Below are 21,181 nucleotides of genomic sequence, written 5' to 3' on the forward strand. Positions count from 1 at the left end.
CCTTTCGGACGGGTTTATCCGCGGCGCGCGTGGGGCGGATTGGTCGGGGGCGGTGCCTGCCTGAGCCAAAGCAAATGCCCCTTTGCCCCTGCGGGGGCAAAGGGGGCTGACCGCCCTAGCCAGCGCCTTTGGGGGAAGGGTTGCTGGCGTTTTTATAGGGCGTCCAATCGGTGATATCGGGGTAGAACTGCTTGCGCCAGGCGCGGACCTTGGGGTTGAACATGCGGCGCCAAAGCGGCGGAACCATCGCAAGGGCTGTCATCGGTGGATAGCCGGTGGGCAGTTGCGGCACCTGGGCTGCGTCATAGATTTGCAGCAAGGGAAAGCGCCGCATCGGATGCAGGTGATGATCGGCGTGGCGTTGCAGGTTGATCAGCAGCGCGCCCGATACCCGATGCGCCGAATCCCATGAATGATGGGGCTGCACCGGCTCATATATGCCCTTGCCCAGATGGCGGCGGGTCAGGCCATAATGCTCGACGTAATTGGTCAATTCCAACTGCCAGACCGCCACAAAGGCCTGAAACACAAACCAGCCAACGGCAATCCAGCCGCCAATCGCCCAGGCCAAAGCCAGAAAGGCCAATTGCAGCACGGTATATTTCCAGATCGGGTTGGAGCGGTGCCAAGGGCTGCGCCCGGCCCGTGCCAGCTTGGCCCGCTCGGCGCGCCACGCCGACCCCGGCCCTGTCCACAAGACCCGCACGAAGGCCCGCAAGAAGCCCTCATTATAGCGCGCGGTCACGGTGTCGCGCGGCGTGCCGACATGGGGGTGATGTACCAAAAGATGCTCGGTGCGGAAATGGCCATAAAGCACCAGCGCCAGCAGCAAATCGGCAAGGTTGCGTTCAAATTTCTGCGGCTTGTGCATCAATTCATGGGCATAGACGATGCCCACGGTGCCGGTTGTCACCCCGATACCAAACATGATCCCCAAGGTTTCCAGTGTCGAATAGCTGCCGACATGGGTCAGATACCACAAGGTGCCAAAGACCAGAACAAACTGGATCGGAAACCATATCCACGTCAACAGGCGAAACCAGAACAGATCTGCCTCGGGGGTGTCGGGATCGGGGTTGCGCAGGTTGCGGCCCAGAACCGTATCCAGCACGGGCATCAGCACCCAGCCATAGGCCGGGATCAGCAATACCGTCCAGCCGCCCTGGGTAACGGCCAGATAGACCAGCGGCACGAAAGTGAGTGTTATCCAATAGGGCCAGGCCCGCAGGGTTTGGTTTTGGGTTTCGGGCGGGGCAGGGGCGTCAGGGTTCATTCTGGGGTTTCCCTTGGCAGACGTGGCGTCAATTTCAGGTAAATCCCGTCGCGGGCCCGCAGGGTAAGCTGCGCCACGGGCATCGGTTCGCGGCCGGGAACCAGTTCAAACCGATAGGCGCGCACCAGCATCGACAACAGCAACGTGCCCTCGGCCATCGCAAAGGCCGACCCCGGACAGACGCGCGCACCGGCAGAAAACGGGATATAGGCGTCACGCTGGCTTTGCTTGCCTTCGGCTGTGTCAAAACGGGTGGGGTCAAACCCGTCGGGATTGTCCCACAGCCGCTCGTGGCGATGCAAATGCCATGGGCTGAGGATGATCTGCGACCCGCGTTTGACAGCGCGTGTGCGGAAAGTTTCGGGCTGCGCTGCCTCGCGCACATACATCGGCACCGGCGGGTAAAGCCGCAGGGTTTCACGAAATACCGCGCGGGAAATACGCAGCTTGGACAGGGCGGAGAAATAGATCCGGGCCGGGTCGATCGCGGTGGTGGCCTCGGCCGCCACCTTGTCTTGCCAATCGGGATAAAGCGCCAAAAGATACAAGGCCCAGGCCAGGGCCGCAGCCGAGGTTTCATGCCCCGCCAAAAAGAAGATCGCGACCTGATCAACCATTTCCTCATCTGTAAAGCACTGGCCAGTCTCGGGGTCGGGGGTGGTCATGATTTTGGTCGCCAGATCGCCGGGGGCTGTGCCTGCCTTGATCTGCGCTGCGCGTTGCCGGGTCAGTTGCGCCATCAGGTCGCGAATGGTGCGCGCGGTTTCGCGGGTCTTGCGCGAATGAAAACGCGGCACCCAGCGCGGAAACGGCAGGATCGCGGCAATATTGGCCAAAGGCTGTGCCTGTTGATGGGCGCGAAAGGCCGCAAAGGCGGCACTTGCCGTCTCATCTTCAATCGGCACGGAAAACAAGGTGCGAAAGATCACATCCATTGCCAGGTGGCTGGCCTCGGCCTCAACCTCTACCGGGCGGCCATCGGCCACTGTTTGCAACCGGGCAACGGCGGCGACGGCGCTATCCCACATTGCCGGAAAGATAAGGCGCAGCCGCCCCCCCTCAAACGCCGGGTCAATGATGCGCCTTTGGCGGGCCCAAACCGCACCATTGGTAATAAAGATCGACTCGCCCAGCAGCGGTTTCAGCCCAACCCGCAAGCGTTCGGATTTGGGAAAATCCAAGGGGCGCTGCTTTAGCACCAGGTCCACAAGCTCGGGGTCATTGCACAGATAAGAGCGAAAGAACGGCGTGCGCATTTCGGCCATCCACGCGCGGAACAAATGACGCGGCTGTGCAGACAGGATATCGCGCCGGAACAGCCGGAAATAGGCCAGAACGCCGACGCGCCCCTGTCGCCCGCCGGGTTTCGGTGGCAGGGGCAAGCCGGCGTAAGGGCATGATTTTGCGGGTATGTCTTGCACGGGGGGCCTCGGGCGACTTGCTGTCGGATGGGGGGCAAATAGGGGGGGGCAGTTGAGGTTTTGCGAGGATGCGGGGGGAATTCGCCGGATGTCATTGACGGTCGTCAAGACAGGGCGCAAAATCTTTGACCTGTTACGAAGGGTCGCAGCCCCAAAGCATAGCGCCAAGCTGTGTGCCGCAGTATACAAATCATGATACCGCCCATAAAAAAGGCCAGCCCATGCGCGATTACATAGACGTTCAGCACCCATGTGGAAACTGCGGCTTTCACGATCAAAGCATCTGGCAACCGGTCAGCGGTGCCGCCTTGCCCATGCTGAACCGCGGGTTTGACCGCATCCCCCTTGCCACGGGTCAGATATTGTTTGAACAGGGCGAAGAAAACTCTGGTATTTACTGCGTTTCCAAGGGCTTGATCGGTATTCGCAGCTATCAGGGCGACGGCAAGTCGACGATGCTTCGGCTTGCCTATCCGGGTGAGATCATCGGGTTTCGGTCGTTCATGGCCGCGCAACCGCATCACACCGAGGCGCAGGCGTTGGTGCCTTCACGCGTGTGCATGGTGCCGCGCCACAGCGTCCGGCAGATCATGGACCGCTCGCCCGAGGTGCTTGGCCGTTTGGCTGATCGTTGTATTCAGGAAATTGACCGCAGCCATGCGCATATCATTGCCGCCGCAACCCGTTCCAACACCGAGCGCCTGTCGCAACTGCTGCACAAACTGATGCAAATCCATGGCTTTGACAGTGAGGAGGGCAGGCAAATGCTTTTGCCGCTGACCCGCGTTGATCTTGCTGATCTATTGGGCGTCCGGCCTGAAACCCTGTCGCGCGTGGTTGCGCGGCTTGCAAGCGATGGCCAGTTTTCGTTTGACGGGCGCAAGGTGTATCTGCGCGAGCCCGGCAATTCGATGGAACGGCCGGGGGTGCGTTTGGCGGTGTAAGGCCTTAACCGAAAAGGCCGTGCGCGCTGTCACGCGCGCACGGTATGGTGCCAAAAGCCAGCCACCAAAAGCCAGTCCCTGCCTTAAATCTTTGCCAAGGCCTGTTCCAGATCGGCAATGATATCTGCCGGGTCCTCTATTCCGATCGACAGCCGCAAGGTATTGGGGGCTGCCCCCGCAGCCACTTGCTGGGCCTCTGAAAGTTGGCGATGGGTGGTCGAGGCGGGGTGAATCACCAAGCTGCGCGTATCGCCCAGATTGGCGACATGGCTGAAAAGGTTCAGGCCAGACACCATTTTGACACAGGCGTCATATCCGCCCTTCAAAGACAGGGTAAACAGCCCCCCCGCCCCTTTGGGGCACACCACGGCCACCCGCTTTTTATACGGAGAGCTGTCAAGCCCTGCATAGGTCACAGCCGCCACTTTTGGATGCTTTTCCAGCCAGGCCGCAACCTTTTGCGCATTTTCCACATGGCGGGCCATGCGCAAGCTAAGCGTCTCAATCCCCATCAGGGTATAATGCGCGCCCTGCGGGTTCATGGTCATGCCAAGATCGCGCAAGCCGATGGCGATGGAATGGAAGGTAAAGGCCATGCCTCCCAGTGCCTCATGGAACTTCAGCCCGTGATAGGCCGGTTCCGGTTCCGACAGGCTGGGGAACTTGCCGCTTGCCGACCAGTCAAATTTGCCGCTGTCAACCACACAGCCGCCCGTCACGGTGCCGTTCCCGGTCAGGTATTTGGTGGTGGAATGAACCACCAGCGTCGCCCCCAGTTTGATCGGCTGGCACAGATATGGCGTGCCGGTTGTGTTATCAACGATCAGCGGCAGGCCAACCTTGTTGGCCAGTTGCGCCACGGCAGGAATATCGGTGATATAGCCGCCGGGGTTTGCGATGCTCTCGCAGAAAATCGCGCGGGTGTTGTCATCCACCGCCGCTTCCAGCGCCGCCAGATCATCGAAATCGACAAATTTTGCCGACCAGCCAAATTTGCGGATAGTGTTGGTGAATTGCTGAATCGTGCCGCCATAAAGCCGGGTCGAGGCAATGATGTTGCAACCGGGCTGCATCAGCGGAAACAGCGCCATCAACTGTGCCGCATGCCCTGATGAGCAGCACACCGCGCCCACACCACCCTCCAGGGCTGCGATCCGTTCGGCCAGTGCCGAAACGGTCGGGTTGGTCAGCCGCGAATAGATGTTGCCGACTTCTTGCAAATTGAACAAGGCCGCCGCGTGGTCGGCATCGCGAAACACATAGGCTGTGGTCTGGTAAATCGGAATTTGCCGCGCGCCGGTCGCCGGGTCGGGGCGTGCGCCCGCGTGGATCTGTAAAGTATCAAAACCGTGTTCTTTTGCGTCTGACATGCGTTTTCCCCTGATTTGGTGCACGTGAAGTCTTGTCCCGCGCGACGTTAGGGCAAAGCCGGCAGCAGCACAATCGGCGGTGTGGCGCGTTGCCCGGCCTGCGCGGGGTGATTTTTCCGGGCGGGCAGGCCGCGCGCGGGACAATATTCCGCCAAACCCATAGGCGGGAAAAAGCCTGTGCCGGGAACAAGCATTTGCCAGAATAAATTCACAAAGTTAAAGAGGCGCGTTGACGCAAGGAGAATCTGATGTCCACCATGACCCGCCGTGCGGCTTTGCTTGGCTTTGTCGCTTTGGTTGCGGCCTGCGGCGACCCCCACAGCAGCCGCGAGACTGGCCGTTTTGACCCGCCTTTGCATGTCAACGAAACCCCGCAACTGCGGCGGCTTATCAATACCTATGCCGACAAGAACAAAGTGCCGCGCCTATTGGTGCATCGGATCATAACCCGCGAAAGCCAGCACCGCCCCGGTGCGCGCAATGGCCCCTATTATGGGTTGATGCAAATCATGCCCGAGACGGCGCGTGGCATGGGCTTTCGTGGCAGCGATCAGGCCTTGCTGGATGCCGAAACCAACCTGAAATATGCCGTCAAATACCTGCGCGGCGCGTGGCTTTTGTCGAATGGCAGCCATGACACGGCGGTAAAATGGTATTCGAAAGGCTATTATTACGAGGCCAAGCGCCGGGGCATGCTGGTGGAAACCGGGCTGCGCGGCTAAGGGGCCTTGTGCCGCCTGAACGGCGTTCCCTTTGCCTTTTGGCCGCGCTGGCGCCAGGCGTTTTCGCGCAGATCCGGGTGGCTGGGCCGCTTTCAACTGGCCCTTTCCAACTGGCCCCGCGCCACCTATAACCGCGCAACACAGCCACAAGACCGGAGCCCGCGATGCGCAAGGCCAGCCTTTCCCGCAATACCAATGAAACCAAAATCACCGTAGCGATCAATCTGGATGGCACAGGCCATTCCGATATCCAGACGGGGGTTGGCTTTTTTGACCATATGCTGGATCAATTGGCCCGGCATTCACTGATTGACCTTGATATAAAGGCCGTGGGTGACCTGCACATTGACGATCACCACACGGTTGAGGATTGCGGCATCGCGCTTGGTCAGGCGCTGGCGGCTGCCTTGGGCGACAAGCGCGGCATCCGCCGCTACGGCAGCTTTCATCTGGCAATGGATGATGCGCTGATCCGTTGTGCGCTTGATTTGTCGGCGCGACCTTTTCTGGTGTGGAATATGCCCTTTCCCACTGCCAGGATCGGCAGCTTTGATACCGAATTGGTGCGCGAATTCTTTCAGGCGCTTGCGACGCATGGCGGTATTACCCTGCATGTGGACATGATCCACGGCATCAACAGCCACCATATCGCCGAGGCGGGGTTCAAGGCGGTCGCGCGCGCCCTGCGCGAGGCGGTAGAGCCTGATCCGCGCCGCACCGATGCGATTCCGTCAACCAAAGGCAGCCTGTGAATGCTGACAGTTCTGGTTGATTACGACAGCGGCAACCTGCATTCGGCTGAAAAGGCATTTCAGCGCATGGCGGCAGAGGTGGGCGGCGGCGAGGTTCTGGTATCCTCCAACCCCGAAGACGTGGCCCGCGCCGACCGCATTGTGTTGCCCGGTGATGGCGCGTTTCCGTCCTGTCGCCGCGCGCTTGGCAGCTTTGGCGGGTTGTTCGAGGCGATTGAAGACAGCGTAACCCGCCGCGCCGTGCCCTTTATGGGCATCTGCGTGGGTATGCAGATGATGGCGACATGGGGCCGCGAATATACGGATACCCAGGGCTTTGACTGGATCGGCGGCGAAGTGGTGAAAATCAACCCTGCCGATGCATCGCTGAAAGTGCCGCATATGGGGTGGAATGACCTTGTGATAAGCGAATTGGGGCTGGCGCATCCGGTGCTGGCGGGGCTGCAAACCGGCGACCATACCTATTTCGTCCATTCCTACCATTTTCGCGTCAGCAACCCCGCCGAGCGGCTGGCCCATGTGGCCTATGGTGGCGAAATCACCGCGATCATTGGACGTGAAAACATGGTCGGCATGCAGTTTCATCCAGAAAAAAGTCAGGCGAACGGCTTGCGGCTGATCGGCAACTTTCTGCGCTGGAGACCGTGACGCGGCTTTGTCAGAACCCGGCCAAGCAGCGCGGTCGAAAAGCCATAGCTGTCAGGCCGGCCTGCGTCGGGTGCCATCTTTCCCCTTGCTAAAGCAGGAATTTTCGCCGCAACCGCCCGTCAATGACCGCAAGGCCCAACCCGATCAGCCCCATTCCGACCACATGCCGCAGGGCCAGCGTTTCGCCCAATACCAACACAGCCAGGCCAATCGCACTGACCGGGATCAAAAATGTCACCAGCGCCAGATTCACGGCCCCCGCACTGGCCAGCAGCCGGAAATAGATCAGATAGGCAAGCGCGGTTGACAGCACGGCCAGCGCCAGAATTGCGGCCAGCGTCACCGCGCCCGGCATGGGCCATGCCCAGGGCTGATCGACCACGAGAACCAAGGGCAACAACATGCATGAGGAGGAGACCAGCATCCCGAAAGCCGTGGCCAAAGGCGCAAGGCCCAGCTGCCTGAACCGCCGCCCCCACACGCTGGCAAAGGCATAGCACAGCGCAGCCGCAAGGCAGGCCCCTTGTGCCAGCACCGTCGCGCCGCCGCTTCCCAGCAATGCGGCCCCGCCCATCATCACCACAACCCCGCCAAAGCCCAGCCCCAACCCCAACAGCTTGGCCCCGTTCAATCGCTCATCCGCGGTGCCAAAATGGGCGACCAGCAGCGTAAACAGCGGTGTGGTCGCGTTCAGGATCGCGGCCAGGGCGCTGCCAATCTCGCCCTGCGCCAGCACGAAGAAACTGAAGGGAAGGGCGTTGTTCAAAAGCCCCATCACCACCAGCGCCCGCCAGACCGGCCAGCCCTTGGGGAATGCCGTGCCAGTTGCCCAAAGCACAATGCCCAGCGCCAGGGCCGCCAGTGACACCCGCAGAAAAACGATGGTGAAGGCGGGCAAATGCCCCACGGCAAGTTGCACAAAGAAAAACGCCCCGCCCCAAAGCAGGGACAGGGCCGCAAGCAGCAACCAGTCAAGGCCGCTCATCTTCATTTCAACTTGCATCCGGGGCTCCTGCGTTGGGTTGCTGCCATCGTTAGCAGCAACCAGACCCCCGGCGCGACCCGAAACCTGCGCTTATTTCACGCGGCTCCAAACCTGCTTTTTACAAATCGGCCCCCAGCAGCCTGATACATTCAACGTATCGCCGCTTAGCGCCATCTTTGACTTGTACTCTTTCCCGGTGGAGGGCTGCCAGATTTTGCCACCTGAATAGGCACCGCCGCCATTCGGCGACATATCCCACAGCAGATTTTTGCCGATATTGGGGGATTTGTATTCGCCGGTGTTGTTGAAGGTTCTGGTAATCACACCGCAAATCTTGGTGCCGCAACCCGCGATGTTCACATGGGCATAGGCGCCATCATCCACCTGCGTTTTCCAAACACCCATAACCGGGTCTGCGGCCTGTGCCATCCCTGCCACCAATGTCAAAGCGGCGGCCATTATGAATTTTTTCATGTCTACTCCTCCCAAAGCGTGATGTATCAGCATTGCGGTGAAATCCGGCGCCAATCAAGCGTGACGTGGGGTTCAACGCGGTGCCGCTCGTATCTTGGCATTCCCGCTGTGTTGTGCCAAAGACGCAGCCATAGCCAAGGACCGGAGAACGCCATGATCCTCTACCCCGCCATTGATCTGAAAGACGGCCAATGCGTGCGCTTGCTGCGTGGCGAGATGGACGCGGCCACCGTCTTTGGCGATGACCCGGCCGCCCAGGCCGCAGCATTTGAGGCGGCAGGCTGCGAATGGCTGCACCTTGTGGACCTGAACGGCGCTTTTGCAGGCCAGCCGGTCAATGGCCGCGCAGTCGAGGCGATTTTGCGCCGTGTCAACGTGCCGTGCCAACTGGGGGGCGGTATTCGCGATATGGCAACGATTGAAAGCTGGCTGTCCAAAGGGCTTGCGCGCGTTATCCTTGGCACCGTGGCGGTTGAAAACCCGGCCTTGGTGCGCGAGGCGGCGCTGGCCTTTCCGGGCAAGGTTGCCGTGGGAATTGATGCGCGTAACGGCCGGGTTGCAACCAAAGGCTGGGCGCATGAAACCGATGTGATGGTGACAGATCTTGCGCGCAGTTTTGAAGATGCGGGCGTGGCCGCGATCATCTACACTGACATTGACCGCGATGGTGCCATGCAAGGCCCCAATATTGCTGCAACGACGGTTCTGGCCCGCGCTATCTCTATCCCGGTCATTGCCTCGGGGGGGGTGTCTACCATGGCTGACCTGACCGCCTTGCGCGACACCCATGCCATTGCCGGTGCCATTTCGGGGCGCGCGCTTTACGATGGCGCGATTGATCTTGCGACGGCCCTGAAGGCGCTTGCCGCCTGATCTGCTGCCTTTTTGCTTGCCCGTCCTGTGATCAAGGCCTAGAAAACCCGCATGCTTAAAATCCGTATCATTCCCTGCCTTGATGTCGCCGATGGCCGCGTGGTCAAGGGCGTGAATTTTGTCGGCCTGCGCGATGCAGGCGACCCGGTTGCGGCGGCGCGCGCCTATGATGCTGCCGGCGCAGATGAGCTGTGCTTTCTGGATATTCACGCCACCCATGAAAACCGTGGCACCATGTTCGATCTGGTGACCCGCACCGCCGAGCAGTGTTTTATGCCGCTGACGGTTGGCGGTGGGGTGCGCACGCATGAAGATGTGCGCGCGCTGCTATTGGCCGGGGCCGACAAGGTCAGCTTCAATTCGGCGGCGGTTGCCAACCCGGATGTGGTGGCCGAGGCGGCGGACCGTTTCGGCAGCCAGTGTATTGTGGTGGCGATTGACGCCAAAACCGTCGCGCCCGGAAAATGGGAAATCTTTACCCATGGCGGGCGCAAGGCAACCGGCATTGATGCCGTCGAATTTGCCCGCACGGTTGCCGCCAAAGGGGCGGGGGAAATTTTGTTGACCTCGATGGATCGGGACGGCACGCGCGCGGGCTTCAACCTGCCGCTGACCCGTGCAATTTCGGATGCGGTTCCGGTGCCCGTCATTGCCTCGGGCGGGGTTGGCACATTGGACCATCTGGTCGAAGGGGTCACCATCGGCGGGGCCTCTGCCGTGCTGGCCGCCTCGATTTTCCATTTTGGCGATTACAGCATCGGACAGGCCAAGGCCCATATGGCTGCCGCCGGCATTCCCATGAGGCTGACATGACCGTGCTGCACCGCCTTGCCGCCACCATTGCCGCGCGCAAGGCCAGTGACCCCGAGGCCAGTTGGACCGCCAAACTGCTTGCCAAAGGCCCCGAGAAATGCGCCGAGAAATTCGGCGAGGAGGCAATTGAGGCCATCATCGAAGCGGTCAAGGGCGATCGTGACAGGCTGACGTCCGAGGCGGCAGATGTGATCTACCACTTGCTGGTCATGCTGGCGGCGCGCGATGTCACGCTAGAAGATGTGCTGGCCGAACTCGCGCAGCGGGAAGGCACCTCGGGTGTGGCCGAGAAGGCCGCGCGCGGCTAGAGGTTACATCCGCAGCCGGGCATATTCGATCTTTGGGCAGCGGTCTTGCACCAAGGTCACGCCCTGGGCACGCGCAAGGGATGCCCCGGCAGCGCTTTCGACCCCCAGTTGCAGCCAGATCGTGCGCAGATGCGGCAGATCGGCCAAGGCCTGTTCGACAATCGGCACCACGGCATCAGATCTGCGAAACACATCGACCATATCCACAGCCGCGCCCTTTGGGATGTCTTGCAGCGTCGCATAAATCGGCTGCCCCAGCAACTCTTTGCCTGCATGGCCGGGGTTGACCGGGATCACGCGCTTGCCCTTGCCAAGCAAGAACTGCATCACCCCATAGCTGGGGCGATCTGGGTTCATCGAGGCGCCGACCATGGCTATTACCTTGGTGTTCTGCAAAATCTCACGAATCCGGGCATCATCAACGGTCATCAAAACCATCCTTCAATAAAAAAGCGCCCGTGCCAAAATGGCCGGGGCGCGAGTCGCGGAACGAGGGACAGTAAAGGAGCGACGGGAGTTCCATGCCCGCGCCATGCAACCGATATGGGGACTGAAAGTGTGATTTAAAGCCCTGCTCGCGCATCTGTGATTCAGGCCCGTGTGACAGCGGCATAAAGCGCAACCGCCGCCGCGTTTGAGACGTTGAGCGAGCCAAACCCACCCGCCGCCGGAATTTGCGCCAAAACATCACAGGTATCGCGGGTTTTTTCGCGCAGACCGGGCCCCTCGGCGCCAAGCACCAAGGCCACGGGGCGGCTGCCGGCCTGCACCAGCGCGGCGGCAAGATCGGTCTTGGTTTCACCCGCAAGGCCGATCAGGAAAAAACCCATCGCCCGCAGTTCCTCCATCGCGTCCGAAAGGTTGCCGACCCGCAGATAGGGCTGGCGTTCCAGCGCACCGCTGGCGGTTTTGGCCAGCGCGCCGGTTTCGGGGGCGGAATGGCGGTGCGGGGCGATTACGGCACGGGCCCCGAACACCTCGGCCGAGCGCAGCACGGCCCCGACGTTATGCGGGTCGGTTACCCGGTCAAGCAAGACAACCAGCGGCGCACCGGTGCCGGAAATCGCCACATCATCCAGCTTGCCCCAGTTCAGCGGCTTCGCCTCCAGGGCGGCACCTTGATGCACCGAACCGTCATCAATCGGCACGTCGAATTTGCGCGGATCGACGATTTCGGGTTGCATCCCGCTGGCCTCTATCGCCTCGGCCAGTTTGTCGGCGGCGTTCTTGGTCAGCACAAGGCGCAGCTTGTCGCGGGCCGGGTTCATCAGCGCATCGCGCACGGCATGCAGGCCGAAAAGCCAGACCGTTTCATTCGCGGCCTGCCGCTTGGCGCGTTCCTTGTCGATGACCCAGGTGGGTTTTTGCGTTGCCATGTGATTTTACCTTTAAGCGCGCGATTGGCACCAAGAATGGTCAATGGGGCGCGGCGGTGCAAGGGGAAAACCGGGCCGGCGCGGGTTTGCGATGTTTGGGCGAAAAATCCGCCGCTTTGCGCTTGACGCCCTCATGCCCGCACATTATTGAGCCGCTTAGTGGGCGATAGGCCGCAAGGTGTGGCAGGGGACTGTAACTCCCTCGAGGCGACTCACGCCTGGTTCGATTCCAGGATCGCCCACCATCTTTCCTTTCGGGAAGGATGAACAGAAAAAGCCGGTGGTTTGGTCCACCGGCTTTTTCTGTTCTGCACCGTCGCGGCTGATTCCCGGCTGTTATGCCCGAGAGCTTTGTCTGATCCCGGTCTTTGGTTGTGTTTCATGGGGCCAAGGGCGGATCAGGTATTTTTCCCAAGATGAAATCGGAAGCTATCGCCAAGCCTGGCGTGGCTTGGTCTTGCGGGGCGTGGTTTGAGCGGGCATGATGCCTTACAGATTTGTGTTTGAAAGAGGATCACCCAAATGATGCGAACCCGCGCCGCTGTCGCTGTTGCCCCCGGTAAACCGCTGGAGATTATGGAGGTGAACCTTGAAGGCCCGAAGGCCGGTGAGGTTTTGGTGGAAATCAAGGCTACGGGCCTGTGCCACACCGATGAATATACCCGGTCGGGCGATGACCCAGAGGGAATTTTTCCGGCGATTCTGGGGCATGAGGGCGCGGGCATCGTGCTTGAGGTCGGTGAGGGGGTGACGACGCTGGAGGTTGGCGATCATGTGATCCCGCTGTATACGCCCGAATGCAGGGAGTGTGAGTATTGTCTGTCGGGCAAGACCAACCTGTGCCAGAAAATCCGTATCACCCAAGGGCGCGGGCAGATGCCGGATGGCACCACGCGGTTTTCGATGCTCGATGGCACGCCGATTCATCACTACATGGGCTGCTCGACCTTTGCCAACCATACCGTGATTCCAGAAATTGCGCTGGCCAAGGTGCGCAAGGATGCGCCGTTTGACAAGATTTGCTATATCGGCTGCGGGGTGACCACCGGCATCGGGGCGGTGATCAACACGGCCAAGGTTGAAATTGGGGCGCGTTGCGTTGTCTTCGGGTTGGGCGGCATCGGGCTGAACGTGATTCAGGGTTTGCGGATGGCGGGGGCAGACCAGATTGTCGGCGTTGACCTGAACGACGACAAAGAGGCGGTTGGGCGGTATTTTGGCATGACCGATTTTGTGAACCCGACCAAGGTTGATGGCGATATGGTGGCGCATCTGGTGGAGCTGACCAAGGGCGGCGCCGATTATACCTTTGACGCCACCGGCAATACCAAGGTCATGCGCACGGCGCTGGAGGCTGCGCATAAAGGCTGGGGGGAAAGCATCATCATCGGCGTGGCCGCAGCCGGTGCTGAAATCTCTACCCGGCCGTTCCAATTGGTGACGGGGCGGGTGTGGCGCGGCACCGCCTTTGGCGGGGCCAAGGGGCGCACCGATGTACCGAAATTTGTCGATTGGTACATGAACGGCAAGATTGAGATTGACCCGATGATCACCCACAAGCTGACGCTTGACCAGATCAACGAAGGCTTTGCGTTGATGCATAAGGGCGAGTGTATTCGCGCCGTTGTCGAGTTCTGATTTCGGGATGCCGGGGTAAGAAAGTTTGGGCCGGGGGCAAATGCTTCTGGCCCTTTTTCATGCGCGGCTTTGGCGGCGGCCATGATATCGCCATATCGCTTTGGCATTTGGCGGATGAGAGCGCGGTTCAAGGATGGTTAAACGTGGTGACGCATGAGCGGTGAACCAATGGCAGGCAGTCAGGCGCAGGCCGGAATTTTATCACGCGCGGCGCGGGGGGGGGGCCTGGACGGCACTGTCTTTTGTGGCGGCGCAGGGGTTTCGCCTGATTTCCAACCTGATCCTGACGCGGCTTTTGTTTCCCGAGGCTTTCGGGATCATGGCTTTGGTCACGGTTTTGCTGGTGGGGCTGACGTTGTTTTCCGATATGGGGGTTGGCCCCGCGATCATGCAAAGCAAGCGCGGTGATGAGGCGGATTTTCTGGATACGGCCTGGACCATTCAGATTTTGCGCGGTGGAATTTTATGGCTGGCGGCCTGCGCTTTGGCCTATCCGGCGGCGCTGTTTTACGACCAGCCGCTGATAGCCAGCCTGCTGCCGGTGGCGGCGCTGTCGCTGCTGATTGCGGGGTTTGTGCCGACGCGGGTCGATACCGCAAACCGGCATCTGTTGCTGGGGCGGCTGACGGTGCTGGACCTGATCGCAACGCTGATCGGGATTGCGGTGATGCTGGTTTTGGCGATGATCACGCGGTCGGTCTGGTCTTTGGCCGTTGGCGGGGTGGTGACGGCTTTGGTGCGGCTGATGCTGATGACGCTGTTGCTGCCGGGGCATCGCAACCGCCTGCGCTGGGAGGCGGCGGCGGGCCGAGAGTTGCTGCATTTCGGGTTCTGGATTTTCCTGTCCTCGGTGTGCGGGTTTCTGGTGTCGCAGGGCGACCGGGCGGTTTTGGGGAAATACCTGTCGATAGAAGGGCTTGGCATCTACAACATCGGCGCTTTTCTGGCGATGTTTCCGATCATGCTCGGATCAGCGGTCACGGCGCGGGTGCTGATTCCGATCTACCGCGCGCATGCGCAAGGCGATGTTGTGGCGCGGCAGCGGTTGGAGCGGATACGGTTTATCGTGACCGGCGGGCTGATGTTTGCGTTGGCGGTGCTGGCGCTGGCGGGGCCGCTGATTGTCGATGTGCTGTATGATGTGCGCTATCGTTCGGCGGGCGGGGTGATGGTGGCGATCTGTGCGGTGCAGATGATCGTGGTGGTGGTCTTGACCTATGATCAGGCGGCGCTGGCGCGGGGCGACAGCCGGGGGTTCTTTGTGGTCTCGGCGGCCAAGGCGGTGTTGCAAACCCTTGGCTTTTTGATCGGGGCGCAAGTGATGGGGCTAGGGGGCGCGATGCTGGGGCAGGCGATCGGCATGCTGCTGTATATGCCGGTTATTGCCCGGCTGGCCTTTCGGCACGGGGTTTGGGACGCACGGCATGATCTGATCTATCTGGGGGTGGCGTTGGGGCTTGGCGTGTTGGCGCTTTGGCTGAACTGGGCAGATGTGGCCTTGCTGTTTCCCGGCTCTGGCGGTGGGTTTCATACTGGCTGACAGGCGCGGCAGTAAAAGCCCTTGACAATATGATCATAAGTTTCTTCATGGTCAGTGCCGCCGAAATCATTACAATGCGACCCTGATCTGGCTTTCGGAGAGACAAGACAATGGAAAAACTGCCGGCCCATGAAACCGTCTATCGGCGCATTCGCGATATGGTGCTGTTTGGTGAATTGGCACCCGGTCAGGCCGTGACCATTCAAGGGCTGGTTGAGGCGTTGGCCAGTGGTATTACCCCGGTGCGTGAGGCGATCCGCCGATTGACGGCTGAAGGGGCGTTGGAATTCAAGGGAAATCGCCGGGTTTGCGTGCCAGAACTGACGCCCGCGCATCTGGCCGAGCTGGGCTTTGCCCGCGGCGCGCTAGAGCCGCATTTGGCGGAAATCGCTGCTGCCAAGGTGCGGCCTGCCGATATTGATGCATTGGAGGCCATTGACGCACAGGTCAACGCCGCGATTCAACAGGGCGACATCCGCGCCTATCTTGAGCATAATTATCGTTTTCACACAGTGCTTTACGCCCATTCCGGTGCCGATATCCTGTGTTCGATGGTGCAGGGGTTGTGGCTAAGGGTAGGGCCATCGCTGCGCATCGTCTGCGGGCGCTATGGCACGCTGAACCTGCCCGATAAACATGCCGAGGCAATTTCGGCGCTGCGCAGCGGCCACGGGCAAGATGTCGCCGCCGCCATTCGCGATGATATCCTGCAGGGCCAGGATCAGATCATCGAGGCCCTTGCCGAGGCAGGTGTGGGCGCGGCGAATTTGGTTGACAGGGTATAATATGATCATATTATATGCGATCTGTAAGGCATGGTTTTGCCCGCCTTGAGCAATGACCGGGCACGGGGCTGTGCGGTGCGTGCCGGGCGTGAAAGACCGACTGATCCGCAAAAAAAATACCTGCTGAAACCCTGACCGGCACCGCCAGAAAGACACCACCATGAGCGCGATAACCAACCACATGCCGACAAAAGAGCTTCAGGCGCTGGATGCCGCCCATCACATTCACCCCTTTACCGATAGCAAGGAATTGACCGCGGCAGGTGCGCGGATCATCACGCGGGCCAAGGGGGTGACCATTACCGACAGCGAAGGCCATGATATTCTGGACGCCATGTCGGGGCTGTGGTGCGTTGGTGTGGGCTATGGCCGGCAAGAGCTGGTCGATGCCGCCGCGCGCCAGATGCAGGAATTGCCGTTTTACAACACGTTTTTCATGACCAGCCATGTGCCCGCGATTGCGCTGAGCGCAAAGCTGGCCGAACTGGCCCCGGACAATATCAACCATGTGTTTTTCACTGGCTCTGGCTCTGAGGCCAATGACACCAATATCCGGCTGGTGCGGCATTATTGGGCGGCCAAGGGCAAGCCCACGAAAACCACGCTGATCGCCCGCAAGAATGGCTATCACGGTTCAACTCTGGGCGGTGGCAGCCTTGGCGGCATGGCCCCGATGCACACTCAGGGCTGCCCGGTCATTCCCGGTATTCACCATATTGATCAGCCGCATTGGTGGGCCGAGGGCGGCGATATGACGCCCGAGGCATTCGGGCTGGAACGTGCGCGCCAGCTTGAGGCCGCCATTCTGGAATTGGGCGAAGACAATGTTGCCGCCTTTATCGGCGAGCCGGTTCAGGGCGCGGGGGGGGGTGATAATTCCGCCCAGCACCTATTGGCCTGAAATTCAGCGCATCTGCGATAAATATGAGATTTTGTTGATTGCGGATGAGGTGATTACCGGGTTTGGCCGTACTGGCAACTGGTTCGGGTCGCAGACTTTTGGCATCCGCCCCGATATCATTACCATCGCGAAAACCCTGACCTCGGGCTATATTCCGATGGGCGGGTCGCTGGTCAGCGATGAAATTGCCAACACACTTGCCGAGGCAGGCGATTTCAACCACGGTTACACCTATTCCGGCCATCCGGTTGCCGCGGCGGTGGCGCTGGAAAACCTGCGGATCATTGAGGAAGAACAATTGGTCGAGCGGGTGCGCGAGGATGTTGGGCCCTATCTGGCCGCCAAGTGGAAGACGCTGCTGGATCACCCGTTGGTGGGCGAGGCGAATTCGGTGGGTCTGATGGCCACGCTGGCACTTACGCCAGACAAGGCAAGCCGCGCCAAATTCAAGGGGCCAGAGGGCGCTGTCGGGCTGCGCTGCCGGACCCGCTGTTTCGCCAATGGGCTGGTGATGCGCCATGTTGGCGACCGGATGATCATTGCACCACCCTTTGTCATTACCCATGCCGAGATCGACACATTGATAACGCGCGCCCGTAAATCGCTGGATGAAACCTATGAGTCGCTGATCAAGGACGGGTTGTTCGTTTCAGCATGAGGGGGGGCGAAAGGTAAAAAAGGCCCGGCAATATGCCGGGCCTTTTTAACGCAGCCATCAGGCCTGATTTCAAAAGCTGTAGAAACAGGCCGGTGTTCTGATCGCGCGGGTCTGTTTGCCCAGCCACGCATCGCGATGCAAGGCTTGGGCCGCATAGTCATGGCGCGACAGCGTGCTAGCGCCCGCAAAGAAGTTGAAGATGCGGGCGAACAGTGATGTTTTGGTCATTTCATAACTCCTTGGGTCGAAACAGCGGTATGCCGTTTCGGTTGCGGACAGTTTGGCCCGGTATGGTGATTCTCTGGGCGCTGGGTGGCTTGGCCAACCCCTTGCCGTTACAGTATTATATACAGGGATTGGCGGTTGAGGGCGATGGACAATGCTGCAATGCCGCATTGCGCCGGGCGCATGACTTGGGCGCGCGGTAACGGTGAAAATGCAATAGCTGGCGCGGGCGGGCCTGTCGGGCGCGGTGTTGGCCTGCCCGACAGGCCTTGCGGTCAGGCTGCAAGGCAAGGCGACCTTTGCCCAAGGGATATTCATGCCGAACACAAAGCGGGGACTCGGTCCTTTACCTGATTGCTCTTTGCACAGTAGAAAGGGGCGCAGACCAAGGAGAAGTGTCATGACGTTTTCGCGCAAGATCAAGATCGCCCCATCCATATTGTCGGCAGACTTTGCCAGTTTCGGCGCAGAATGTCGCGCGATTGAGGCGCAGGGCGCGGATTGGGTGCATGTCGATGTGATGGACGGGCATTTTGTGCCAAACCTGACCTTTGGCCCTGCCACTTGTGCCGCTATCCGGCCCCATATCAAGGGGGTGATGGACGTGCATTTGATGATCGCGCCGGTGGACGCCTATATTGAGGCCTTTGCTGCGGCGGGTGCGGATGTGATCTCGGCCCATCTGGAGGCGGGGCCGCATATTCATCGCAGTTTGCAAGCCATTCGGGGGGCAGGGGTAAAGGCGGGGTTGGCGATCAACCCCGGCACGCCGGTAGAGGCGTTGGAGTATTTGCTGGATATGGTGGATCTGGTTTGCGTGATGACGGTGAACCCCGGTTTTGGCGGGCAGTCGTTCATCCAGTCTCAGGTTGCCAAGGTTGCGCGTTTGCGGGCGATGATCGGCGACCGGCCCGTGCATATTGAAATTGACGGCGGGGTGACCACCCAGACAGCGCCTTTGGTGGCGGCCGCAGGGGCAGATGTGCTGGTGGCGGGTTCGGCGGTGTTCAAGGGCGGCTCGGTTGATAACCCGGCGGTTTACGGCAGCAACATTGCCGCTATTCGCGCCGCAGCACAGGGCGCGCTATGACGGCGGTTATCTTTGATCTGGACGGCACCTTGATAGACAGCGCTGCCGATATAGCGGCCAATGCCAATGCGGTGCTGCAAGAGCTGGGCCTCGCGCCTTTGCCGCCTGCACAGGTGGCGGGCTTTGTGGGCAAGGGGGTGCCAAACCTGATCCGGCAGGTGTTGGCGGCCTCTGGCATGGCAGCCGATGGCCCGTTGTTTCCGCCAATGCTGCGGCGATTCAACGAACGCTATGAGACGGCGTTCGAGCATACGGTGATTTACCCCGGCGTGCAGAAAGCCTTGGTGCAACTGGCCAAGATGGGCTGCGCCTTGGGTATTTGCACCAATAAACCCATTGCCCCAACCCGCGCCGTGCTGCGCCATCTGGGGTTGGACCAGCATTTTGCGGCGGTTTATGGCGGCGACAGCCTTGCGCATTGCAAACCAGACCCGGCACCGGTGTTTGCGGCGGCGGGTGATCTGGGGCGCGCGCAGGTTGTTTTTGTGGGCGATAGCGAGGTGGATGCCGAAACGGCGGCCAATGCCAAGCTGCCCTTTCTTATCTATACCGAAGGCTATCGCAAGACGCCGGTGCATGATTTGCCACATGATGCCGCCTTCAATGATTTCAAACAATTGCCAGGGTTGGTTGCCAGCCTGATGAAAGGGTAAACCCATGTCTGTCTCTTACCGCTTCACCCATGCGATCACCCGCAAACCCAGCACCAGCATCACGGCAGGGCTGCGCGCGATGGATATCGGCACGCCCGATCTGGCGGTGATGCAGGCGCATCACGCCGCCTATATCGCGGCGCTGCGCAGTACCGGGGCGCAAGTGGTAGAGCTGGACGCGCTTGAGGCATTTCCGGATAGTGTTTTTGTGGAGGATACGGCGCTTTGCCTGCCCGAAGCCGCGATCATCATGCGGCCCGGCGCGCCCAGCCGTTTGGGCGAGGCGGCGGCGATGGCCCCGCATCTGGCCGCCCTTTACGCCGATACCCGCCAGATTTCAGGGGCCGACAGCTTTATCGAGGGCGGTGACATTCTGACCACGGAAACCGAGATCCTTGTTGGCCGCTCGGCGCGTACCAATGCTGCGGGGATCAAGGAGCTGGCCGCTGTGGTCAGCGATTGGGGCCATAAGCTGCGCGAGGTTTTCACGCCGCCGGGGGTTTTGCATTTCAAAACCGATTGCTCGCTGTTGGATGGTGAAACGGTGCTGTCCACCAAACGGCTGGCGGCCTCGGGCTGTTTTGACGGGTACAAGATTATCCATACCGCCGAAGGCGAGGAGGCCTGCGCCAATACTATTCGTTTCAATGATCTGGTGATCATGCCCGCAGGCTTTCCCAAAACGCGGGATGCCTTGGTAAAGGCTGGCTATGAGCTGCGCGAAATTGGCAATAGCGAATGTGCCAAGCTTGATGGCGGCATGTCCTGCCTGAGCCTGCGGTTCACCCCGCGCGCCTGACCGCCTTCCTGTGCAGCGCAAAGAAACGAAACCAGCGAACCGGGCGGGCGGGTTGGCTGTGTGGGCGATTCGGGTTTTTCCAAAGGCTGTAGGTCCCGCGTTGTTGTCTTGAACGGCCCCCTTGCGGCACGGGCCACAGCCCTATCCGGCGCAGTGGGGCCGCCGAGCGGAGGATTGTCCGAGAGGTTCGCCGCGCCAGCCTGGCCAAAATCGCTGGCTTCAGCCGGCTTTGTTTGTCGTGCTCATGGCCCCGTCACTGGGCTTGTTTTCTGCGCTGGCTTCCCCTTTGGGGGTACAATTGCTTAACACGGCGTTTACTGGGCTGTCGCTGCTTGCGGCAAATTGCATGGCACTGACTTTCCACCTGTCCCCCTTGCGTCGGAGAATGACAGAGCCGAAATACGGGTCTTCTGTCAACAAATTGCCGTCAGTGACATAGCGGGTCTGATACCTGGCCCAGATGGTTTCTTCATCCTTGAAAACCGCCTCAAGGCAATTGCGCACCATATATGTCAGCCGCTTCAGCTTCACCCTGTCGATGAAGGCCACACAGATGGCGCGCATTTCTGCCGTGTTGGTTGCAACGGCGCGTCCTTGCATGCTTTCAAGGGTACAAGGGATATCGCAATAGTCGAGGGTGGCGTCGACATCCCCGCGGATCGTCGCCTCACCCGTGCGATCAAGAAAGTCCTGCGCAATGCGCCGCGCGTCGTCGATCATGCTAATGCTATTCCGAAAAGTCTATAGTAAAAGGGTAATGGTTATCGCCCCTGCCGAAAATGTCAATGACCCAAGCAACCGGCCAGCCGGCGGCCTGATTCCAGAACCAAGAGAGGCAGGGGCCTGTGTCGCGCGTTATCGGACTTTGGCGCCTGCATCAAAGATCTTGCGTGAAAGAAGGCCGGGACCAAACCGGGGCAAGACCAGTGCGCC

At 60.2% G+C, this 21,181-nt stretch carries 22 protein-coding genes, 1 tRNA gene and 1 pseudogene; 15 read left to right on the forward strand and 9 right to left on the reverse strand.

The genetic code is table 11. The annotated features are described in order from the left end of the window. Positions 1–115: 115 nt before the first annotated feature. Positions 116–1,273, reverse strand: coding sequence for an alkane 1-monooxygenase (locus tag VDP61_RS17140; RefSeq protein ID WP_323008080.1), 1,158 nt, complete (start codon positions 1,271–1,273; stop codon positions 116–118). Next, positions 1,270–2,694 (reverse strand): cytochrome P450, encoded by a 1,425-nt coding sequence (locus VDP61_RS17145; protein ID WP_323008081.1) that lies wholly within the window; start codon positions 2,692–2,694, stop codon positions 1,270–1,272. The genes VDP61_RS17140 and VDP61_RS17145 overlap by 4 nt, the downstream gene beginning before the upstream one ends. 221 nt (positions 2,695–2,915) lie before the next feature. On the opposite strand from VDP61_RS17145, the gene VDP61_RS17150 reads away from it, so the two are divergent. Beyond that, positions 2,916–3,638 carry a Crp/Fnr family transcriptional regulator gene (locus VDP61_RS17150; RefSeq protein ID WP_323008082.1) on the forward strand — a complete coding sequence of 241 codons (723 nt, stop codon included), beginning with the start codon at positions 2,916–2,918 and terminating at the stop codon, positions 3,636–3,638. A gap of 83 nt (positions 3,639–3,721) precedes the next feature. On the opposite strand, the gene VDP61_RS17155 is transcribed toward VDP61_RS17150, so the two are convergent. Next, a complete protein-coding gene (locus VDP61_RS17155; protein ID WP_323008083.1) occupies positions 3,722–5,008 on the reverse strand; it encodes an O-acetylhomoserine aminocarboxypropyltransferase/cysteine synthase family protein in 1,287 nt (428 codons plus the stop codon). A 248-nt stretch (positions 5,009–5,256) separates the two neighbouring features. On the opposite strand from VDP61_RS17155, the gene VDP61_RS17160 reads away from it, so the two are divergent. The 3 genes from VDP61_RS17160 (at position 5,257) to hisH (ending at position 7,130) form a co-directional block, all read left to right on the forward strand. After that, the gene (locus VDP61_RS17160; RefSeq protein WP_323008084.1) at positions 5,257–5,730 is read left to right on the forward strand and encodes a lytic transglycosylase domain-containing protein; all 474 of its coding nucleotides are present in this window, start codon (positions 5,257–5,259) and stop codon (positions 5,728–5,730) included. A gap of 164 nt (positions 5,731–5,894) precedes the next feature. Further along, entirely contained in the window at positions 5,895–6,482 is a 588-nt protein-coding gene (gene hisB, locus VDP61_RS17165) for an imidazoleglycerol-phosphate dehydratase HisB (protein WP_323008085.1), read from the forward strand. Continuing rightward, positions 6,483–7,130, forward strand: coding sequence for an imidazole glycerol phosphate synthase subunit HisH (gene hisH, locus VDP61_RS17170; RefSeq protein WP_323008086.1), 648 nt, complete (start codon positions 6,483–6,485; stop codon positions 7,128–7,130). An 88-nt stretch (positions 7,131–7,218) separates the two neighbouring features. Here the strand turns inward: hisH and VDP61_RS17175 are convergent, their stop codons facing one another. Continuing rightward, positions 7,219–8,133, reverse strand: a complete 915-nt coding sequence (locus VDP61_RS17175; RefSeq protein WP_323008087.1) for a DMT family transporter — start codon at positions 8,131–8,133, stop codon at positions 7,219–7,221. A 72-nt stretch (positions 8,134–8,205) separates the two neighbouring features. Next, positions 8,206–8,589, reverse strand: a complete 384-nt coding sequence (locus VDP61_RS17180) for a DUF2147 domain-containing protein (RefSeq protein WP_323008088.1) — start codon at positions 8,587–8,589, stop codon at positions 8,206–8,208. Positions 8,590–8,742: 153 nt separating this feature from the next. On the opposite strand from VDP61_RS17180, the gene hisA reads away from it, so the two are divergent. Genes hisA through VDP61_RS17195 form a run of 3 tightly spaced genes read left to right on the forward strand, consistent with a single transcriptional unit; the run spans position 8,743 to position 10,583 of the window. Further along, positions 8,743–9,462, forward strand: a complete 720-nt coding sequence (gene hisA / locus VDP61_RS17185) for a 1-(5-phosphoribosyl)-5-[(5-phosphoribosylamino)methylideneamino]imidazole-4-carboxamide isomerase (RefSeq protein WP_323008089.1) — start codon at positions 8,743–8,745, stop codon at positions 9,460–9,462. Positions 9,463–9,513: 51 nt separating this feature from the next. After that, complete coding sequence (gene hisF, locus VDP61_RS17190) at positions 9,514–10,275, forward strand: imidazole glycerol phosphate synthase subunit HisF (protein ID WP_323008090.1); 762 nt, start codon at positions 9,514–9,516, stop codon at positions 10,273–10,275. Beyond that, positions 10,272–10,583 (forward strand): phosphoribosyl-ATP diphosphatase, encoded by a 312-nt coding sequence (locus tag VDP61_RS17195; protein ID WP_323008091.1) that lies wholly within the window; start codon positions 10,272–10,274, stop codon positions 10,581–10,583. Before hisF ends, VDP61_RS17195 begins: the two co-directional genes overlap by 4 nt. Positions 10,584–10,586: 3 nt before the next feature. Here the strand turns inward: VDP61_RS17195 and VDP61_RS17200 are convergent, their stop codons facing one another. Continuing rightward, positions 10,587–11,012, reverse strand: a complete 426-nt coding sequence (locus VDP61_RS17200) for a CoA-binding protein (protein ID WP_323008092.1) — start codon at positions 11,010–11,012, stop codon at positions 10,587–10,589. A gap of 161 nt (positions 11,013–11,173) precedes the next feature. Further along, positions 11,174–11,959 (reverse strand): 23S rRNA (guanosine(2251)-2'-O)-methyltransferase RlmB, encoded by a 786-nt coding sequence (gene rlmB, locus VDP61_RS17205; RefSeq protein WP_323008093.1) that lies wholly within the window; start codon positions 11,957–11,959, stop codon positions 11,174–11,176. A 161-nt stretch (positions 11,960–12,120) separates the two neighbouring features. On the opposite strand from rlmB, the gene VDP61_RS17210 reads away from it, so the two are divergent. From VDP61_RS17210 to VDP61_RS17230, 5 genes and pseudogenes are all read left to right on the forward strand, one after another. Further along, a tRNA-Tyr gene (locus VDP61_RS17210) sits at positions 12,121–12,204 on the forward strand. A gap of 280 nt (positions 12,205–12,484) precedes the next feature. Next, on the forward strand, positions 12,485–13,597 hold the full coding sequence (locus VDP61_RS17215; RefSeq protein ID WP_323008195.1) for an S-(hydroxymethyl)glutathione dehydrogenase/class III alcohol dehydrogenase: 1,113 nt from the start codon (positions 12,485–12,487) through the stop codon (positions 13,595–13,597). Between the two features lie 160 nt (positions 13,598–13,757). Further along, positions 13,758–15,137, forward strand: coding sequence for an oligosaccharide flippase family protein (locus VDP61_RS17220; protein WP_323008094.1), 1,380 nt, complete (start codon positions 13,758–13,760; stop codon positions 15,135–15,137). A gap of 110 nt (positions 15,138–15,247) precedes the next feature. Further along, positions 15,248–15,922: a GntR family transcriptional regulator gene (locus VDP61_RS17225; RefSeq protein WP_323008095.1), complete on the forward strand. Its 675-nt coding sequence runs from the start codon at positions 15,248–15,250 to the stop codon at positions 15,920–15,922. 160 nt (positions 15,923–16,082) lie between these two features. Beyond that, positions 16,083–17,481: pseudogene (locus VDP61_RS17230) on the forward strand (aspartate aminotransferase family protein). Positions 17,482–17,550: 69 nt separating this feature from the next. Here the strand turns inward: VDP61_RS17230 and VDP61_RS17235 are convergent. Beyond that, positions 17,551–17,709 carry a hypothetical protein gene (locus VDP61_RS17235; RefSeq protein WP_323008096.1) on the reverse strand — a complete coding sequence of 53 codons (159 nt, stop codon included), beginning with the start codon at positions 17,707–17,709 and terminating at the stop codon, positions 17,551–17,553. Positions 17,710–18,106: 397 nt separating this feature from the next. Here VDP61_RS17235 and rpe point away from each other — a divergent pair, with 397 nt between their 5' ends. The 3 genes from rpe to VDP61_RS17250 are packed head-to-tail and all read left to right on the forward strand — an operon-like array spanning position 18,107 to position 20,248. Continuing rightward, positions 18,107–18,796: a ribulose-phosphate 3-epimerase gene (gene rpe / locus VDP61_RS17240; RefSeq protein ID WP_323008097.1), complete on the forward strand. Its 690-nt coding sequence runs from the start codon at positions 18,107–18,109 to the stop codon at positions 18,794–18,796. Next, positions 18,793–19,449, forward strand: a complete 657-nt coding sequence (gene gph, locus VDP61_RS17245) for a phosphoglycolate phosphatase (RefSeq protein WP_323008098.1) — start codon at positions 18,793–18,795, stop codon at positions 19,447–19,449. The genes rpe and gph overlap by 4 nt, the downstream gene beginning before the upstream one ends. Before the next feature lie 4 nt (positions 19,450–19,453). After that, entirely contained in the window at positions 19,454–20,248 is a 795-nt protein-coding gene (locus VDP61_RS17250) for an arginine deiminase family protein (protein WP_323008099.1), read from the forward strand. A 219-nt stretch (positions 20,249–20,467) separates the two neighbouring features. Here VDP61_RS17250 and VDP61_RS17255 read toward each other — a convergent pair whose 3' ends face one another. Continuing rightward, on the reverse strand, positions 20,468–20,968 hold the full coding sequence (locus VDP61_RS17255) for a nuclear transport factor 2 family protein (RefSeq protein ID WP_323008100.1): 501 nt from the start codon (positions 20,966–20,968) through the stop codon (positions 20,468–20,470). Positions 20,969–21,181: the final 213 nt, after the last annotated feature.

This window comes from Pseudorhodobacter sp., from assembly GCF_034675685.1.
In the GTDB taxonomy this organism is placed as follows: domain Bacteria; phylum Pseudomonadota; class Alphaproteobacteria; order Rhodobacterales; family Rhodobacteraceae; genus Pseudorhodobacter.

Bases quoted from the DNA above. Each gene is read 5' to 3' on its own strand.
- VDP61_RS17140 (WP_323008080.1), bottom strand. From the start codon at position 1,273: ATGAACCCTGACGCCCCTGCCCCGCCCGAAACCCAAAACCAAACCCTG.
- VDP61_RS17150 (WP_323008082.1), top strand. From the start codon at position 2,916: ATGCGCGATTACATAGACGTTCAGCACCCATGTGGAAACTGCGGCTTT.
- VDP61_RS17155 (WP_323008083.1), bottom strand. From the start codon at position 5,008: ATGTCAGACGCAAAAGAACACGGTTTTGATACTTTACAGATCCACGCG.
- VDP61_RS17160 (WP_323008084.1), top strand. From the start codon at position 5,257: ATGTCCACCATGACCCGCCGTGCGGCTTTGCTTGGCTTTGTCGCTTTG.
- hisB (WP_323008085.1), top strand. From the start codon at position 5,895: ATGCGCAAGGCCAGCCTTTCCCGCAATACCAATGAAACCAAAATCACC.
- hisH (WP_323008086.1), top strand. From the start codon at position 6,483: ATGCTGACAGTTCTGGTTGATTACGACAGCGGCAACCTGCATTCGGCT.
- VDP61_RS17175 (WP_323008087.1), bottom strand. From the start codon at position 8,133: ATGCAAGTTGAAATGAAGATGAGCGGCCTTGACTGGTTGCTGCTTGCG.
- VDP61_RS17180 (WP_323008088.1), bottom strand. From the start codon at position 8,589: ATGAAAAAATTCATAATGGCCGCCGCTTTGACATTGGTGGCAGGGATG.
- hisA (WP_323008089.1), top strand. From the start codon at position 8,743: ATGATCCTCTACCCCGCCATTGATCTGAAAGACGGCCAATGCGTGCGC.
- hisF (WP_323008090.1), top strand. From the start codon at position 9,514: ATGCTTAAAATCCGTATCATTCCCTGCCTTGATGTCGCCGATGGCCGC.
- VDP61_RS17195 (WP_323008091.1), top strand. From the start codon at position 10,272: ATGACCGTGCTGCACCGCCTTGCCGCCACCATTGCCGCGCGCAAGGCC.
- VDP61_RS17200 (WP_323008092.1), bottom strand. From the start codon at position 11,012: ATGACCGTTGATGATGCCCGGATTCGTGAGATTTTGCAGAACACCAAG.
- rlmB (WP_323008093.1), bottom strand. From the start codon at position 11,959: ATGGCAACGCAAAAACCCACCTGGGTCATCGACAAGGAACGCGCCAAG.
- VDP61_RS17215 (WP_323008195.1), top strand. From the start codon at position 12,485: ATGCGAACCCGCGCCGCTGTCGCTGTTGCCCCCGGTAAACCGCTGGAG.
- VDP61_RS17225 (WP_323008095.1), top strand. From the start codon at position 15,248: ATGGAAAAACTGCCGGCCCATGAAACCGTCTATCGGCGCATTCGCGAT.
- VDP61_RS17235 (WP_323008096.1), bottom strand. From the start codon at position 17,709: ATGACCAAAACATCACTGTTCGCCCGCATCTTCAACTTCTTTGCGGGC.
- rpe (WP_323008097.1), top strand. From the start codon at position 18,107: ATGACGTTTTCGCGCAAGATCAAGATCGCCCCATCCATATTGTCGGCA.
- gph (WP_323008098.1), top strand. From the start codon at position 18,793: ATGACGGCGGTTATCTTTGATCTGGACGGCACCTTGATAGACAGCGCT.
- VDP61_RS17250 (WP_323008099.1), top strand. From the start codon at position 19,454: ATGTCTGTCTCTTACCGCTTCACCCATGCGATCACCCGCAAACCCAGC.
- VDP61_RS17255 (WP_323008100.1), bottom strand. From the start codon at position 20,968: ATGATCGACGACGCGCGGCGCATTGCGCAGGACTTTCTTGATCGCACG.